This is a genomic window from Mesorhizobium sp. WSM4806 (genome assembly GCF_055811635.1).
The window spans coordinates 40,526-57,583 of record NZ_JBVVQZ010000026.1; the positions used below are offsets into that span (position 1 = coordinate 40,526).

General features: G+C 55.7%; 9 protein-coding genes and 4 pseudogenes. 6 read left to right on the plus strand and 7 right to left on the minus strand.

Features of this window, described 5'->3' with window-relative positions; all coding sequences use genetic code 11:
* Positions 1–2: 2 nt before the first annotated feature.
* Positions 3–1,586 (minus strand): ABC transporter substrate-binding protein, encoded by a 1,584-nt coding sequence (locus tag AC0L2M_RS30605; protein WP_473536765.1) that lies wholly within the window; start codon positions 1,584–1,586, stop codon positions 3–5.
* A gap of 348 nt (positions 1,587–1,934) precedes the next feature.
* Here AC0L2M_RS30605 and AC0L2M_RS30610 point away from each other — a divergent pair.
* Positions 1,935–2,688 (plus strand): annotated as a pseudogene (locus AC0L2M_RS30610) (IS3 family transposase); the annotation flags it as partial.
* A 300-nt stretch (positions 2,689–2,988) separates the two neighbouring features.
* On the opposite strand, the gene AC0L2M_RS30615 reads toward AC0L2M_RS30610, so the two are convergent.
* On the minus strand, positions 2,989–4,383 hold the full coding sequence (locus AC0L2M_RS30615) for an MmgE/PrpD family protein (RefSeq protein WP_473536766.1): 1,395 nt from the start codon (positions 4,381–4,383) through the stop codon (positions 2,989–2,991).
* 488 nt (positions 4,384–4,871) lie between these two features.
* The gene (locus AC0L2M_RS30620; RefSeq protein ID WP_292662723.1) at positions 4,872–5,333 is read right to left on the minus strand and encodes an Lrp/AsnC family transcriptional regulator; all 462 of its coding nucleotides are present in this window, start codon (positions 5,331–5,333) and stop codon (positions 4,872–4,874) included.
* A 255-nt stretch (positions 5,334–5,588) separates the two neighbouring features.
* On the opposite strand from AC0L2M_RS30620, the gene AC0L2M_RS30625 reads away from it, so the two are divergent.
* Positions 5,589–6,779 carry an aminotransferase class V-fold PLP-dependent enzyme gene (locus tag AC0L2M_RS30625; protein WP_473536768.1) on the plus strand — a complete coding sequence of 397 codons (1,191 nt, stop codon included), beginning with the start codon at positions 5,589–5,591 and terminating at the stop codon, positions 6,777–6,779.
* Positions 6,780–6,810: 31 nt separating this feature from the next.
* Positions 6,811–7,953 carry a M20 family metallopeptidase gene (locus AC0L2M_RS30630; protein WP_473536770.1) on the plus strand — a complete coding sequence of 381 codons (1,143 nt, stop codon included), beginning with the start codon at positions 6,811–6,813 and terminating at the stop codon, positions 7,951–7,953.
* Positions 7,954–8,014: 61 nt separating this feature from the next.
* Here AC0L2M_RS30630 and AC0L2M_RS30635 read toward each other — a convergent pair.
* A pseudogene (locus AC0L2M_RS30635) lies at positions 8,015–8,215 on the minus strand (IS66 family transposase); the annotation flags it as partial.
* A 46-nt stretch (positions 8,216–8,261) separates the two neighbouring features.
* Between AC0L2M_RS30635 and AC0L2M_RS30640 the strand changes: the two are divergent.
* The 3 genes and pseudogenes from AC0L2M_RS30640 to AC0L2M_RS30650 form a co-directional block, all read left to right on the plus strand.
* A pseudogene (locus tag AC0L2M_RS30640) lies at positions 8,262–8,484 on the plus strand (IS21 family transposase); the annotation flags it as partial.
* Positions 8,485–9,013: 529 nt separating this feature from the next.
* Entirely contained in the window at positions 9,014–9,775 is a 762-nt protein-coding gene (locus AC0L2M_RS30645; RefSeq protein ID WP_473536771.1) for an SDR family NAD(P)-dependent oxidoreductase, read from the plus strand.
* Positions 9,776–10,065: 290 nt separating this feature from the next.
* A complete protein-coding gene (locus AC0L2M_RS30650; protein ID WP_473536773.1) occupies positions 10,066–11,451 on the plus strand; it encodes an MmgE/PrpD family protein in 1,386 nt (461 codons plus the stop codon).
* A 329-nt stretch (positions 11,452–11,780) separates the two neighbouring features.
* Here the strand turns inward: AC0L2M_RS30650 and AC0L2M_RS30655 are convergent, their stop codons facing one another.
* From AC0L2M_RS30655 to AC0L2M_RS30665, 3 genes and pseudogenes are all read right to left on the minus strand, one after another.
* Positions 11,781–12,248 carry a hypothetical protein gene (locus tag AC0L2M_RS30655; RefSeq protein ID WP_473536774.1) on the minus strand — a complete coding sequence of 156 codons (468 nt, stop codon included), beginning with the start codon at positions 12,246–12,248 and terminating at the stop codon, positions 11,781–11,783.
* A 169-nt stretch (positions 12,249–12,417) separates the two neighbouring features.
* A pseudogene (locus AC0L2M_RS30660) lies at positions 12,418–13,844 on the minus strand (aspartate ammonia-lyase).
* Positions 13,845–14,070: 226 nt separating this feature from the next.
* Positions 14,071–16,545 (minus strand): GcvT family protein, encoded by a 2,475-nt coding sequence (locus AC0L2M_RS30665; protein ID WP_473536775.1) that lies wholly within the window; start codon positions 16,543–16,545, stop codon positions 14,071–14,073.
* Between the last annotated feature and the right edge of the window lie 513 nt (positions 16,546–17,058).

The window sequence follows — 17,058 nt, forward strand, 5'->3', positions numbered from 1 at the left end:
GATCACGCCTTAAGCCAGCATTTGGCGAACGCGTAGCCGTCCATCAGCTCAGCACGGCCGCCGACAAACCCGCCGATCTTGTCCGACGTCGCGTCTATGGAATGATTGAACATGGGCAAGATCACGCCGCCTTCATCCCTTACGATGATACCCATCTCGCGATAGAGGACCTTGCGCTTACCCTGGTCGAGTTCTCCGCGGGCCTCCATAAGAAGCTTGTCGAACTTTTCGTTAACGAAACGCGTTTCATTCCATTCCGCCGTAGAAAGATAGGTAGTGGAGTACATCTGGTCCTGCGTCGGGCGTCCTCGCCAGTTGGTCGCGAAGAAGGGCTTCTTGTTCCAGACCTCCGCCCAATAACCATCGCCTGGCTCACGTCCGACCTCAAGGGTAATGCCGGCCTTGGCGCAGCTCTGCTGAAAAAGCTGCGCGGCATCGACGGCGCCAGGGAAGGCAACGTCCGACGTGCGCAGCAGGATCGGCCCGCTGTGGCCCGACTTCTTATAGTGGAACTTGGCTTTTTCCGGATCGAAAACGCGCTGCTCAATATCGTCTGAGAAGAGCGGATAGGGGGCGTTAATCGGAAAGTCGTTACCGACCGTGCCGTAGCCGCGCAGGATCTTGTTCACCATTTCCTCCCGGTCGATGGCGAGCTTGAGCGCCATCCTGAGATCCTTATTGTCGAACGGCGCCGTATTGCAGAACATGGCGAAATTGTAGTGGCCCGGGCCCGATCCGGTCTCGACCTTCAAGTTGGGCACGCGCTTGATGAGATCAACGACTTTGGGCTGGACCGCGTTGATAATATGGACTTGGCCGCCCTGCAGCGCAGAGATGCGGGCGGTGTCGTCGTTGATGATAATCATCTCGATCTGGTCGGCGAAGCCCATCTTGTCTGATTGCCAGAAATTAGCAAAGCGCTCGCCGCCTAGCCGAACACCGGGCTCGTTGACGGTCACTTTGTACGGTCCGGCGCCGACGCCTTGGGTCGGGTTATCTTTGCCCCCGTTGGGCTGAATGACGAGATGAAAGTCCGTCATCAGGTAGGGCAGATCGGCGTTCGGCTCCTTGAGGGTGACAACGAAATTCCGGCCGTCCGACTTGAGGCTCTCGATGCCTTGTAAGACACCAAGGGCCCCGGACTTCGATTTCTCGTCGGAATGACGTTCCATCGTAGCCATCACGTCTTCCGCCGTAACAGTCTTGCCGTTGTGGAATTCCACATCCTGACGGATCTTGAAGGTCCAGACCTTAGCGTCCTTCGACGAGCCGATTTCCTCGGCGAGGCGGTGCTCCAGTCCGCCGTCGGCATCAACTGCAACGAGATATTCGCCCCAGCATTTGCCGAAGGTCAATGGCGCCATCATAAAGTTCGCCGGATCAAGGTCTTGGGTCGCCTCACCGCCACTGAGACCGCCTTTGATGATGCCTCCCCGAACGGGTCCCTCGGCAAGCGCAGCACCGGCAAGCAACGAGTTGGCGAAGGTCGCGCTGACGCCGAGCGCCGTCGCCCGGCCGAGAAATTCACGTCGGTTCATCCCCCCTGCAGCGACGCGGCGGCTGAGATAATCGAGTTCCTGTGACATAGAGATCTCCCATTTTTGTGAGGTGTTGCGCTAGCGCAAACCATGCGCTTGGCTTCCCTTTCTTACAAACTGAATGGTACGCCAGCGCAACTGGCCAACTTTGGGCAAATACTGCTTGTGAACGCAGCAAATCGGCGTTTTTCTGGCTGCACACGCATAAAACGCATCGCTAGCGGAGAGAGTGAAATTTCCGCCCCCGACAATGTCGGTGAGGAGTAGGAAACGCGGACTGCGTGTTCGATCGCAAGCAAAATTCTGCGATCGCGGGCGAGGCGAAAGGCCGCTGACCTGCCACGGGTAATTTCCTCATCTGAGATTAGAGTCCGGCCTCGATTGAAGGACGGACTGATGAAGAGAAAGCGGTTTACGGAAGAGCAGATCATCGCGGTTCTGCGTGAGCATGAGGCGGGAGCAAAGGCGGGCGACCTGGCGCGCAAGCATGGGATCTCCGAGGCGACGCTGTATAACTGGAAGGCGAAATATGGCGGGATGGACGTCTCCGATGCCAAACGGCTGAAAGCCTTGGAAGACGAGAACGCAAAGCTGAAGAAGCTGCTCGCCGACCTGATGCTCGAAGCGTCGGCACTGCGCGAGCTTCTTTCAAAAAAATGGTAGGACCCGCCGCCAAGCGCGAAGCCGTCGCGCATCTGCAGGCCGTCATGGGCGTGTCGGAGCGTCGGGCCTGTTCCTTCGTCGGTGCCGATCGCAAGATGGTCCGCTATCGGTCCCGGCGTCCGCCGGAGACGGAGCTGCGCACAAGGTTGCGCGACCTAGCCAACGAGCGCCGCCGCTTCGGCTATCGACGGCTGTTCATCTGCTCCAGCGAGAGGGCGAGCCATCAGGGGTCAATCGCATCTACCGGCTCCCGCGAGGGGGGGCTGATGGTGCGCAAGCGCCGGGCACGCGACGAGCGGTCGGCACGCTGGCGCCGATCCTGGTTGAGGCGAAGCCGAACGCGCTGGTCGCTGGACTTCGTCTATGACCAGTTCGCCTGCGGGCGGGGTTCCGGGTGCTGAACATCGTCGACGACGTGACGCGAGATTGCCTTGCCGCGATCCCGGACACGTCGATCTCCGGTCGGCGCGTTGCTCGGGAACTGACTGACAACAAGCTGAGCGCCTTGGACCTGAACCCGTCGTTGCTCAAAGCAAATCTATCCGTCGTTGCGCAAAGGCTCGGAGTCACACACCGACCAACCCCACCGCGAAACCGTCGCCCGAAGATCAAATCACCTCGGCCCTGGCTGAATGGTTACCGAGTAGGGCAGCAGACACTCGTTGCAAGTCCACGCCGTCGCGTATGGAACGCGCAGATCTGTCTCATAACTATCTGAAAAGCACAACGGCTTCGCCCAAGTGTAGCTTCACAAAGGAAACTCCTTTGTAACTCCTAGGACCCTCGCCTATTTGGCGCCAAGGAGTAGATCGAACAGCGGCGCCAACGTGGGCCGCTTATCAAGGTCGTCTATGAACTCGCCTATCAACCCGAGCTGCTTCTCGGAGAACGACAACATCGACATTTCGGCACAAGCCTTAAGTTTTAGCATACCATCCGTGAGCGAAGCCGGGCTCTCCGGATGGCCGAATGGCTTGTCGATGCGTATGGAATACTGTGCTCCAGACCTTAGCTGCACTTTAACTGCAGTCGGCGAATTCCCGTACCTGCCGTGAGTGAGATCGATTTGTGGATCAACTTCGACTTTGGTGGCCGCCATCACTTGGCGCACAGCGGGATCGTCCAGGGCATCGGCGCGGAAATCTCTAATACCTACGCCGCCACGGACCGCCGCTACAGCGACGACGTATGGAAGGCTGAACCGCGCCAGAACCGGGTCATTTGGGTTCCACTTTTGATCGCGCGGCTGGCCCACGACGCCCTCAGCGCGCTGATTTAACCCGAGCTGAATTGAAATAATATCCTCGGCGGTGAAGTTGTGCCTCCCACGGAGTTGAAGCAGACCATCAATTCCATGATGCGTAGCCCTGCACGACGGCCAGGGCTTGAAGCTAATAGAAGCGTTCACATAATCCTCGCCGAGTTTGTCCATAAGTAAATCAAGATCATAGGCCGGTTCAAAGGCGTTGTAGAAGCCATACCTACCAAAGAATGGATCTCGCGGGCCGTTGAAGCCCACCATGGCGGAGAGAGCAGACTCAAGACCTGAGCGGGCTCTTAATCCCTGCTGCAGCGCCACCGTGTGTGCACTCTCTTCATACATTTGGAATTCGCCTGCAGCGTGGGCGTAAGCGATTCCGAACGCATTGCGCGTTTTCTGTTCGTCAAGCCGTAGCAATTTGGAACAAACCGCTGTGGCGCCCCAGACCGCAACCATATTGTCACGGCCTGTGTCTATGGCATTGGTAGTGATGCTACGCGCCAGACGAATATGCAGATCGATAGCGGTGGCAAGGGCCGACACCAAGTGGCCTCCGGTTATGGAGGGATCGCGTTCAGCCAGTGCCAACGCCGGCGGGACATTATATGCGCTCGCATGGCAGCCATTAATGCCAATCTCGTAGGTGTCGTCAAAGTCGAGAGCTCTGGCTGTCGTTGCGTTGACGAGTGCCGCCAAGCTCGATGGGAGCTTTTCTCCGGAAATCCAAACTGTGCATTCTGGCTTACCACCGGACAGCGCGCCCAGTTGGCGCGCGCGGTGCGCGATCGGATCGTTCGATCCGCCGACCGCGCACGCTATCGTATCGAGGATGGAGAGCTTTGCACGTTCGATCGCTTTCTCAGGTATCGTCTCCAACCCGGAATTGAGAACGTGCCTAATGATTTGCGTCGTTACATCCATTGCCAAACCTCCAAGCGAAGTGGATCGAGAGCCCCTTGCGCGAGCAGGTAAATCACCTTCCCTCGACGTTGCCCGCCGAGACTATCTCGAATCGATCCTATCCGCGCGATGAGGCCGAAGCTGCTATTTAGATGTACAGCCCCATCAGCGTGCGCTTTGCGTAATTCTCCCTATTCCAACGCAGGAAAGTTGCGTTTTTCTGCTGTTCGCGCGCACAACCAGGACTGTTGGGAGTGGAGACCGCCGAATCGCCAGCGGTCACCGGGCTGTCGTTTCGGCACCTTTGTGCCGACAAACTCACGGACGTGCGTGACGGTCAATCGCGCCGCAGTTCCTGAAGCCCAAGTGAAGCCGACCGTAGGCGATGTCATCGATGTTGCCGCCCGCGCGCACTTACGCGGCGAGCAATACAGTAATTCTACAATAAGAACTATGCGTTTCAGCAAGCAAAGTCGCAGCGCAAAAGTTTAAGCGAGCGAATACCGCCGTTATTCCTCAATGGGCAGAGCCAACGATGCCTTGATGCGATCCATTACGACCATCGTCTTAACTGCCTTGATATCAGACTCGTGAAAAAATCGACGGGTAAATGCCTCGTACTCTGCCATGTCGCGCACAGAAATCATAAGAAGGAAGTCGGCTTCACCCGTCACATAATACGCGCTCATGATCTCAGGCGTGCGCCGAACCGCTTGCTTGAAGCGATCAATGATATCTACCCGCTCGCGCTCGAGACTGATAGACGCCAGCATGAGCATGGGCCGACCCACGGCTTGTGGCGAGACTATGGCAACATCAGCCTCAATCACACCATCGTCCCGCAGTCGCTTCAGCCGCCGCTGACAAGCGGTCGCAGAAAGGCCCGCAAGTTCGCCCAGCTCGGCTGTCGTAAGCCGATTGTCGCGCTGCACTGCATTGAGAAGCTTCCGATCAACTCGATCCAGGTCCATAACGATCACTGCAAAAATGAGTACAATTGCGCAGAAAAACTGCTCACTTCTGGCGACAATAGCCTCACTTCCGCAATGATCAAGCTATAAAATGAGATTATTAGCACAGCCGCTGCCCCACCCCCGCCGCGGTGGATCTACTGGCAAATCGGACCCGTGGACCGCTGGCGCGAAGAGCGGCGAAGCGGTTTGTTAAAGCTGATTTGTTGCCCACACGTGGACTCCCTACCCACGAACACGGAACTGATGAGGAACATGACAAGCCACTTTCTTCCCTTGGACGTCCTCCGGCAGGAGTTTCCGGCCATTAAAAGCGCCATTTACATGGATGTTGCAAATCAGGGGCTCATATCAAGAACGACACGCAGATCTATGGATCAGCATCTCGACAATAGACTGAATGGCCTGAATGACGAAGAAGCAATGATGGAACTTGTCGAGCGGACACGTTCCAGATTCGCTCAACTCGTCGGCGCCGGTAAAGATGAAATCGCTGTCACGAAGAACGCATCGGAAGGCGTCAATATAATCGGAAACGCGATTGCTTGGAGGCCCGGAGACAATGTGGTCCTTTGCCGGCAATTGGAGCACGCAAACAACATCTTGCCTTGGCTACGCCTCAGGGACAAGCACCGAATTGAACTTCGGATAGTAGAAGCTGATCGCGGTGCAATTCCGTCCGATGCTGTTACCGAGGCCATCGACTCTCGCACCCGTATCGTCACCCTATCGACGGTCACAATGGTCCCGGGCTTCAAGACAGTGATGGAGCCGATTGCCGAAGCTTGCCAGCGGGTTGGCGCCTTTCTTTTGGCCGACGCGTCCCAATCAGTTGGTATACTTCACACTGATGTCACTCGGCTTGGCGTCGACGGTCTGGTGGCATCATCTTACAAGGGGTTGATGGGCCTGTATGGGTTGGGATTTCTGTATTGCCGCCAAGAATGGGCTGATCGCCTAAGCCCCGCCTACCTCGCCCGCTTTAGTGTCGATCTCGGGAACGCGCTAGAATCGGCTCCCATATTCGATACCGTAAAATTGCGCGCCGGCGCGCTTCGTTTCGAAATCGGGCATTACAATTTTCCGGGCGTAATAGCTGCCTACGCATCAATGGGGCAACTGATGGAAATCGGCATTCCGGCCATTGAACAAAGCGTTACATCCGTCGCAAGGCGACTGGCATCGGGCTTGTTAGACCTCGGGCTACCCGTATGCGGTGGAGCACCCGCGGGTCACACCGGAAGTATTGTTGCTCTTGGAGATTCAGCAGCGCTTGATGGTTCGCGCGAAGCCGATAGCCGCATTCATTTGCTGCACGAGTATTTGTCGAACAATCAAGTGATCGTCTCAGTACGCCGGGGCATGCTGCGCTTCTCACTTCATCTATACAATACCGCAGACGATGCTGACCGGGTCGTCAGCCTGGCTAAGGATTGGCTGGATTAGCCGCAAACACATCTTAAGAAATAGGGGTACTATGTCTACTAGAACACAGGCCGTCGAGCTCCTTCAGCAACTTGTCAAGATTGAGAGCGTCAACCCATCAGCGTCAGCACAGGGGAGCGGGGAACAAAAGGTCGCCGAGTATCTCGAGGCCTTTTGCAGGGAGCGAAATCTACCCTTCGAATATCAGGAAGTGACTGACGGCCGTTCGAACTTCTTTACTTGGATCCCAGGGCAGGACCCCGCTAAGCGCGTCTTGTTCATATCCCATATGGACACTGTACCCGTTGACAATTGGGCGGCAGATCCATTTTCCCCACAGGAAAGGGAAGGACGGATATATGGCCGAGGAAGTTGTGACGATAAGGGCCCATTGGCAGCGATGTTGATCGCACTCAGCACCCTTGGAGAGCGAAAGCCCAGAGCCACGATCGTACTGGCCGCAAGCGTGGACGAGGAGTACCGCAAGAAGGGAGCTCGAGCAATTGCTCAATCAGGTGTTTCATACGATGCAGCCGTAGTCGGTGAGCCCACGGACCTGGAGCTTGTCGTCGCACATAAAGGTTCGGTTCGCTGGCAGGTTGAAGTGGAGGGTGTGCCCGCTCATAGCTCCAAGCCTCACCTTGGGGTCAACGCGATTACAGGAATGGCCAAGGTGATATTGGCGATCGATGAAATCAATGCGACTTTGTCACAACGTGTGCATCCGTTGGTCGGTCCTCCGACTCTCACAGTCACTCTCATTGAAGGAGGGGCAGAGTTGGCGACTGTTCCGCCATCATGCCGCGTCTGGATCGATAGACGACTGACGCCTGGAGAGCGCCCGGAGGACGCACTTCAGGAAGTTGAGAACATATTGGAAAAACTGCGCCAAGGTGCGGATAAGATCAAGGTGCGCTCGTTGCTACCTGCTTTGGAAGATCCAGCCCCCCCGAGCGCGGAGGCGACAAGAATTGCCGCAGTGTCGGCCAAAGCGTGTGCTGAAGTTGCCGGGACGGGTAAGCACGTCGGCGTGCCTTATGGTACGGATGCAAGCCAGCTCTCATTGGCAGGAATTCCCTGCGTTATTCTCGGCCCAGGAAGTATCGATCAGGCCCACACAACAAATGAGTTCGTGGAGATAGAGCAGCTAACCAAAGCAGTCGAAATCTACCAAAAAATTATGCTGAGCTATTAGGCAACATTGTACTCTGTAATGCTCTACTGCATCTGAGGGCGTCTCTCCTGCGGATTGACGCGTTCACCTTGGCTGTGACGATGAGACTGTAGCCATGGCCGCAGCGCGCTGTCCGCCGTGGTCGGACCCGCAAGACGCCATGACTTTCTACCCAGGCCATGCCGCGCAGCCCTCTTTCGGCGGCGTTATGGCACAAGGAAACGCGCCCATCTTCGGAGAACAGCGTAAAGCTCGCCCACCGTTTGAGACGGTAATTGAACGCTTATGTCAGGCGACATGAACACCGTGACGCGGTGACGCGGTGACGCCGTTATATCAGATTCAACGTCCGGCTGCACGTCTTTGCCGTTACGGCGGCATCACGCTTGGGCCTGTGCTCCCTATCGGCCGAACGAACGGCACGGAGTCGGCTACGTCAAAAAAGACGCGATCGCCGGCTGTCGGTTCGAGAGCTGGGCGGCGTTCGAGGCGCATCTGGATCGGTGCGCGCGCGAGATTGCCGACCAGCGTAAGCACGGCACCACCGGCGTCGCGCGTAAGAGTAGCGGCGGCACCGGAACTAGGTTGGCGTGAGTTACCGTACCTCCCCATCTCTTTGTCAATCATCGGTGATCGTTTGTACTTATCCAGCGCCTTGGGACAACCCTAACTTTGGTGGACCCAATTCCGTCCATCACCAAAGTACGGGGAATTTTCCACTCCTAACCAACGATCGCTGCTTAGATGCGTGGGAGGCGAAAACGCGCTCATTTTCAGCGTTCGCAACATCATAATTCGCGCAACGCGGCCCATCGAAGTTAATATCATCGTCAAAGAAACAGGGGGACATACAGTTCTGAAAAGTCTGCCAATGCCCACGACACCCCATGCCAAAAACTTTCGCCAGCTGGGTAGGCTCGGAAATCGATCCAGGCTTGCCTATGCCAGGACCGGAACCGTGACGCAGACCCCACATGGATCATGGATTTAAGTTTTTTCAAAAGGAGCTGGGAGTGAGTGTAGGTGAATTTCGCGGCCTTGCGACGGCACTCGGCGTTGTCAATTGTGCAGGAGGTAGAGCATGACGCAGGATTTAAAGGGACGAACGGCGATCGTCACTGGATCAGGCCAAAACATCGGAAAAGCAATTGCTCTAACTCTGGCGCGTGCTGGCGCGAACATCGTTGTTAACGGGCTTCGCGATAATGAGAAGATCGAAGCGGTGGCGGCGGAGATCCGCACCCTTGGTGTCGACTCTTACGCCGTCCTTGCTGACGCGGCCGATCCAGACGCAATTTCCGATGTCGTAAAAGAAGCGGCTAAGCATTTCGGATCGATCGACATTGCAGTATCGAATGTGGGGATCAGGCCTCACCAGGCATTTACAGATATCTCTGTCGACGATTGGCATAAGGTTATCAACATTGACTTGAACTCGGCTTTCTACCTTGCCAAGGCCGTTGTGCCATTCATGCGCGAGAAAAAATTTGGACGAATTATTCATCTTTCGGGATCCGAAGGGGTAGTCCCTATGCCTAACCGCGCCCACGTCAACGTGGCAAAGGCGGGTATGCTCATCTTGGCAAAATCAATTGCCCTCGAGCTGGGTTCTGACGGAATAACGGCCAATTGCATATGCCCCGGCTGGATCGACACAGATCGAGATTTGAAAAACTATCCAGATATTCAAAACATATATCGACACGCGAGGGAAACACTGCCATTGCGCCGCCTCGGCACTGTCGAAGATATCGCGAACGCCTGCTTGTACCTAGTGTCGGAAATGGGTGGGTACGTGACTGGCAACACAATTTACGTCGATGGCGGCGACTGCATGTTGTAACTGACAATTCAGCAGTACAGTGCGCCTGGCAGCGACGTAGCATCAGGAGTACTCTTGAAAATATCAGGTCGAATAACGTGTGTTGGCGGAAGGTTGTCGATACCGACGCTATTTTCGGGCTGAATCCCGATTCCACCCGGCGAAACTCTTGGGAAACATCATTGCTCACAGGGCGGTCCGGGGTCGGCAGCGACTACACGCGCCCGATACCCAAAAGGCGCGACGCCCCCAGTGGTCAGAGTCGGATTCCACAGGGATCATGGAAAAGAATAGCCCAAAAGGAGCTGGAAATGAGTGTAGCGCGTGATCTCGCCGAAGTAGCGCTTGCGGTAGATTTCAATAAGTTGCCGGATGATATTGCTCGTCATGCAAAGCACTTACTTATTGATGCTTTTGCTTGTATCATCGGGGGCTTTGATAGTCCCACTGGACGTATCTGCCGTGAATTTGCCCATGAGCTACAAGGGCCGGCGCAGGCGACGATTTTGGGCGAGAGCACTCGTGTGCCATTGCGGGGAGCCATAATCGCGAATGAGGGCATGCTGCGTTTCCTGGACTACAACGATACGGTGGGCATCTCGCTCTTGCATGGAGATGTTGCCGGCGGACATCCAAGCGGTTCGTTGCCGACTGCTATCGCGGTCAGTGAATTAGTTGGCGCTTCTGGCAAAGAATTTTTGGAAGCTCTTGTCGCCGGCTATCAGGTCTACGGCTGCATGGTCGAAGCCCTCACGACTTCGCTCGAGGCTCGGGCCTTTCATCATGGTTCACTACACCCTTACGTAGGCGCAGCCATTGCTGGCCGCCTTATGGGACTGGATGCCGAGCAAATTGCAAATGCTATGGGGATTGCGGGCAGTCTTTCGGTCGGCCTAGATATTCTGGACGCCACCGGAGAGGAATATGTGATGACTAAAAATATCGCGGACGGCGTCCTTTCGGAAATGGGTTTGTTCGCCTGTCAATTGGCGGCCAAAGGATTTACAGGTCCGGTGCGAATTATTGAAGGAATCAAGGGCTTCGCCCATGCAATCCTTGGCAACGCGGACGGTTATTTGCCAAAATCGTTGGGCGAACGGTGGTTTATTTCCAGGGTAGAGATCAAGAACGTTCCGGCGGAATCAACCACGCTAGGCCACTTGGAAGCAACGACGACTCTGGTTCGAGATCATAAGCTTAGCCCCGACGACATCGAGAAGATTACCGTTCGTACCAATAAACGCGCGGTCGTACACACCGGGGATCTAGTAAAAAAATATCCGCGAAATAAAGAATCTGCCGACCATAGCTCTTACTTTCTTACGGCGATGGCGGTGCTGCATGGAGAGATAACCCCGCGAATTTACGAGGAGAAAAACTTTACCGATCCCCGAGTGCGGAGTTTGATCGATCGCGTAGAACTCGTGCATGGTCCTGAGTTCGATGCCAATCTACCGGCCGCCGAAGTACGAATTCGGACGCGAGATGGACGAGAGCTGTACCAACTCATTGGTCCGCAAGATCTGAAAGGGGATCCTAGCCATCCGATGAAAGACGACGATTTGCGCAAGAAATTTTTGCTTTGCTCACAAAACAAGCTGACTGAAAGTCAGGTTGATCACATTATTGAGCGGTGCCTTGATATTGAGCACGCTGAACAGTTTTCAAGCATCCTTCCTCTGCTTTCTCTCAAGTGACCCTAGGCATTTCGGCAATAGCCAACAGGTCTCAAGCACAAGAGGGACTCGACAGCTCGGATTAAATTCGCGATGCATCAATTTGGAGTTGCTTCAAACTGCCTGCCGGATTGCCAACCGGCAGGCATGTCGACGGCGCTTTCGCTGGATCACTCGTTCGGACTTTGGCCGCGGTGGCGGCGCGCTTTCGCACACCGCACGGCGGCAGAGTTGGGGTCATCGACGATGTGAGCCGCTGACGTAATATGGCGCAAAGCGATGCTCGACGACGTGGCCAACGAGAAAACCCGATTTCCTGCTTTGAGAACCGAGACCCTGCGCAAAGCGAATCAATACGATTCTGAGGCATGAATTTGATCGGCTATTTCGTACCCCGCCACTCCCGGCTTTAGATTGTCGATCGACCCTATGGCGGGTGCATAGCCTTCAACGTGCTGCACACTCACTGCTATCCTGATTGTACTGCGACCAGCGAAAATCGCCGCGCATTTTCGGAAATCACCTTCCCTTTCGGCATACCGCGTTGCCTCTCTAATAAGCTGCTCGATGATGGCCAGTCGACATTGCTCGCGCTTTCCGGCTTTCCGGGTGCGATCCATCCAAGACCCTCGGGAGGTTCGGATACCCTGCGCAATCGTGCCCCATTTTCGAAATGTCGCGTCCGAGCAGGTCAAAATGCTGCGCTTGCGAAGTTGATCCTGCAGCTTCACAAGCGGCCCGCTATTCTGGCGCGGGTAGCCAGCTTCGTCATCGCGCCGCAACCTTGAACTCGGCCAGAAACGTCTGCGGGTCTTCATGCCAGATCGTCCTTCGATCCAGCTTATGCCGCTGTCTCAAGAACCCGCTTCACCTCTGAGCGGTCCCTGGTCCGTTGTTCGAAACGGCTCGCCGACAGAAAGACCGCCGGCTACTGTGCCGGCCAGCAGGACCGCTGCGCAAATGAGTCGATCAATCTTCAGCCCCCTGTTACAAGGCCAATCGCGATCGCGTTGGCCGGGTCAAAAGGTGCGGATCGGCAGTCTGCGCGATTAGATCCTCCGAAAGGTCCGGCTGCTCGGCCAGGAGTTCGCGAATCGTTTTGCCGGAGGACAAGACCTGCTTTGCAAGCTCCGCCACCCGTTCGTATCCGATCGCAGACGTCAGTGCTGTTGCGACGGCTGTACTGGCCTCGAGATGTTTGCGGCAAGTCTCTGCATTGGCTGTAATGCCCACGATGCACTTCGTGCGAAGCACATCGACGGCATTGGTCAGAAGCTCGAGCGAGTGCAGTACGTTGTAGGCGATGACCGGCTCCATAACGTTCAACTGCAGCTGCCCCGCTTCGGAGGCAAGAGTGATCGTGAGATCGTAACCGATGATCTGGAAGGCGACCTGGTTGACCACCTCCGGGCACTACAGGATTGACCTTTCCGGGCATGATCGAGGAGCCGGGCTGAAGGGCCGGCAAATTGATTTCGTTTAGGCCGCTACGCGGGCCGCTGGATAGCAGCCGCAGATCGTTGCAAATTTTCGAGAGCTTCGTGGCCGTCCGCTTTAGCATTCCAGAGAAGAGCACGAAGGCGCCGGTATCCCAGCAGGCTTCGATCAGATTTCCGGCCGAGACGACGGGCACGCCGGATATCGCGCGCAACTCCGCGACAGCTGCCGCCTGATAGTCGGGGTTCGTGTTGATGCCGGTGCCAATCGCCGTGCCACGAGGTTGATTTCGTGGAAGAAAGCGGCAATCTCACCGAGACGGGCTACATCTTCGCGTAGTGTCGTTGCGAAAGCCTGAAACTCCTGGCCCAGCGTCACGGAACAGCGTCCTGCAACTGCGTGCGGCCAAGCTTGATCACGTCCGAAAAGCCCTCGGCCTTGGCTTCCAACTCGCCGGCGAGTTGCTCTAAAGCTCGCTGCAGCGCCCCCCGTGAAAGAAGGATCGCAAGGCGGATCGCCGACGGATAAACATCGTTTGTCGATTGAGCGAAGTTCACGTCGTTGTTGGAATGCAGCTGGTCGTATTTTCCTCGTCGCAGCCCCATGATCTCCAAGCCGCGGTTGGAGATGACCTCATTGATGTTCATGTTTGTCGAGGTCCCGGCGCCGCCCTGGAACACATCGAGCGGGAATTCGCCAAGGTGCCCGCCCGCCGCGATTTCTTCGCAGACTTGGCAGATGACATCGGCCTTTTGCTTGTCGAGATCGCCGAGCGCGGCATTGGCGCGTGCCGCTGCCATTTTCACCTAGGCAAGCGACTTGATGAGGTTCGGGAAATGGCTGATCCGGATACCAGAAATCGGGAAGTTGGCGATGCCCCGGGCCGTCTGCGGGCCGTAATAGGCATCGACTGGAATGCTTACGGGGCCAAGCGGGTCTTTCTCGATGCGTTCGGTTTGTGGAGCGCTCGTCACCATGATTACCTCAGCCATTTCGCTGGCGCAGTTGGCCGGAGGTGGATGTTAGTTGGAATCCTCCAGGCGGAGTTGGTCCAAGCCTCGCAATATGGGCCGCCTGCGCGGCTGAGCGGTCCAATAGGCCATAGGGAGAGTGAGGCTGCCGGGCCTCGAAAGTAGTTGCGGAGCGGATCCGTCCGGGGACGGAAGAAAACCAGTTCCCTTCGCGTCCATGGTGGCGCACAACCTATTGCTTAGCCCGATCCCCATTTGGATCGAAAAACGCCCGGAACGACGCGTCGCATTCATAAAGTTTGCCGGCGATCTCGATTTCCCATCGACTGTTTTCGATCAAATCCTTCGTGACACCGGCCGGATCGTTTACATATCCCATTCCGATCGACGTTCCGATTGTAAAGCTCTTCACGCCAGACGAAATATATCCGACAATCCCCCCGTCGCAGCGGATAAGCTCTTCATGAAAGAGAACAGGTCTCGGATCGCGAAGCCTGAATGATACCAGCCGTTTTTTTAGTGGCCCGGCATTTTTCTGAGACGTCAACGCCTCTTTTCCGATAAATCCGCCTTCTTTGTTCCAGTCCACTGTAAATCCCAAACCAGCTTCAAGCAACGTGTCCACTGGTGTAAGATCGAGCTGGTATTCTCGATACGCGCGCTCCGATCGCAGATGTTCAAGCGCGTGATATCCTGCAGCCTTGAGGCCATACGCTTGACCGGCCTCCCAAACAACGTCAAACACATGCTGTGCCATTTCGGTTGGAATATGAAGCTCCCAACCAAGCTCTCCGACATAAGTCAGTCTATTGGCTATTACGCGAGCATACCCGATATCAATTTCCTGACTGGTAGCGAATGGGAACGCCGAGTTAGCCAAATCTGTATCGGTTACTTGGGACAGGATTTCGCGCGATCGCGGACCCTGCAATGACAGGACAGCGTACCCCGACGTAAGATCAGTGACCGTGACATTCCATTCACCAGTAATATGTTTTGTAATCCAGGCCTTATCCCGGGGATGGACGGTCGCTGACGAGATAATTAGGAACTCTGTCTGCGACAAGCGGTTTACAGTGATGTCTGTCTCTATCCCGCCCTTTTCATTGAGCATATGGGTATACACCAATTTTCCCACCGGTACAGCCACGTTGCCCGCGCAAAGCCACTGAAGAAAGCGGCAGGCATCGCGACCCTGAACCAAGTGTTTGCCGAAAGAGCTTTGGTCCAACAGGATAGCATTGTTACGGGCAGCCTTGCACTCCTGACTGGTGTACTTGAACCAGCTCGGCTCGTCGTAGGAGTAGATGTTTTCGGTCGACTCCCCCTCCCCCGCGAACCACATGGGACGCTCCCATCCCATCCCTTCCCCAAAGCTAGCTCCAAGCCTCGCCCACCGGTCGTGAAGAGCGCTTTTGCGGACACCTCGGGATGTCTCAGGCTGGTAAGCGGGCCAGTGCATCTTATAGTGGAGGCCCAACACTTCGGCCGTGCGTTCGTGCAAATATCGTTTATTGATCTGGAAGGGATGAAATCGGGCGACATCGACGAAGCTGATATCCATCTGAGGCTCGCCGGCAATGATCCACTCTGCCAGAGCTCGACCTGCTCCCGCGCCGTATTCAATGCCCTCTGAATTATAACCGGTCGAAACGAAAAGATTTTTCAATCCAGGAACTTCACCAATCATGAATAGAAGGTCCGGGGTGAAGCTTTCAGGACCATTGAAAAACTTGGCAATGCCGGCGTTCGCGAGATCAGGAACAATCTCTATTGCCTTGGTCATCGGCAATTCAAAGTGTTCCCAGTCTTCCGGAAGCTCGATGAAGGCCGTTTCTTTCGGAAGCTTCAACATCGGCAACGGTTTACCCCAAGGCTCGAACGCACCCACCAGGAGCTTTCCGGTGTCTTCTTTCAGATATACATGTCCGTCCGGGTCGCGCAGCACAGGCAAGGTTGGCGTCACAAAATTCATTGCGTCGGTTACTACATAGAAGTGCTCTGCCGCGTAGATCGGAATTCGTGCACCTAACTTGGCGGCAAGGTCTCTGGTCCAAAGTCCACATGCAAGAACGAGAACATCAGCTTCAACGACCCCATCGTTAGTCCGAATTTGGTAGTGGCCGTCTGATGTTCGCCAAAGGTCTGTGACTTCAGCGTTTTCAACAACTTTTACACCATTCTTCTTGGCGCCAATAGCTAAAGCCATACATGTGTCGACAGGATTTGTTTGACCGTCTCCAGGGATAAAAACTGCACCTTCGATGATTGACGAGTTGAGGGCTGGATAGAGTTTTTTCGCCTCGCTCGGCGAGATGATATTGGCTTCAAGCCCAAAACTTTTCGCGATCGAAGCATTGCGTGCAGTTTCGTATAGGCGCTCTTTGGTTCTGGCGACCCCGAGCGTGCCATTTCGTTTGAATCCGGTAGCTTGTCCGGTCTCGGCCTCCAGAGCGGAGTAGAGTTCTGCGTTATACTTTGCGATCTCCGTTAGCGCGTGAGTACCACGCGTCTGCATGATCAAACCCGCTGCGTGCCAAGTTGTGCCGGACGTAAGGCTGTTGCGCTCTAAGAGCGCGACGTCCTTCTTACCGCTCTTTGCAAGGTGAAAGGCAATACTCGCTCCCGCGATGCCTCCACCAACTATTAGAATCTCGTGGTGGCGCGTCGGGACTTCACGAGGCCGGAAAGCTGGATTGGTGATCATATGTATCCCTGTTCGGTTACGCGGAAATGGCAGCGCCATGGTGTTTCGACAGTTCAGCCAGCTCCAGCTTCTGTGGCAGCGTTTCCGTGCTTTCAGCCCATGATCATTGGTCTCCAGCAGACTAAGGGGCGAAGCTCGCGCAGTTCGTCCTAATTGGGGGCGCAAAACGGTGTCGTTCTGCGTATTTTGCAAGTTCGGCGCTGAATTATTGCGGGCGCGGGTCCGCGCGGCGCCAACGGACGCGGTATGGGCGCGATAGCGAACAGTTGCGCCGCGTGTCCGAGGTCCCAGATCGGAACCTGCCCGCCTCTCCAGATAGCGGTCCTTGACGCAGACGACCCTGCGGAAGATCTACGGCGACCCGGTGTCTCTGCCCGACTATGAGTCGCCGGAACCGGTCTGGTAGTTGCCCGACACGGCTCTGCAGATGGCGAAATAGCGCCAACCTACGGTCGGCGCTTGCTTTTCTGGTATATCGTCGACGCGATCCGGGTAGATCAGAGATTGAAGGTC

What these genes read in the sequence shown, in the direction of transcription:
- AC0L2M_RS30650 (WP_473536773.1), top strand. Translation starts at nt 10,066, where the DNA reads ATGAGTGTAGCGCGTGATCTCGCCGAAGTAGCGCTTGCGGTAGATTTC.
- AC0L2M_RS30665 (WP_473536775.1), bottom strand. Translation starts at nt 16,545, where the DNA reads ATGATCACCAATCCAGCTTTCCGGCCTCGTGAAGTCCCGACGCGCCAC.
- AC0L2M_RS30630 (WP_473536770.1), top strand. Translation starts at nt 6,811, where the DNA reads ATGTCTACTAGAACACAGGCCGTCGAGCTCCTTCAGCAACTTGTCAAG.
- AC0L2M_RS30655 (WP_473536774.1), bottom strand. Translation starts at nt 12,248, where the DNA reads ATGAAGACCCGCAGACGTTTCTGGCCGAGTTCAAGGTTGCGGCGCGAT.
- AC0L2M_RS30615 (WP_473536766.1), bottom strand. Translation starts at nt 4,383, where the DNA reads ATGGATGTAACGACGCAAATCATTAGGCACGTTCTCAATTCCGGGTTG.
- AC0L2M_RS30645 (WP_473536771.1), top strand. Translation starts at nt 9,014, where the DNA reads ATGACGCAGGATTTAAAGGGACGAACGGCGATCGTCACTGGATCAGGC.
- AC0L2M_RS30620 (WP_292662723.1), bottom strand. Translation starts at nt 5,333, where the DNA reads ATGGACCTGGATCGAGTTGATCGGAAGCTTCTCAATGCAGTGCAGCGC.
- AC0L2M_RS30605 (WP_473536765.1), bottom strand. Translation starts at nt 1,586, where the DNA reads ATGTCACAGGAACTCGATTATCTCAGCCGCCGCGTCGCTGCAGGGGGG.
- AC0L2M_RS30625 (WP_473536768.1), top strand. Translation starts at nt 5,589, where the DNA reads ATGACAAGCCACTTTCTTCCCTTGGACGTCCTCCGGCAGGAGTTTCCG.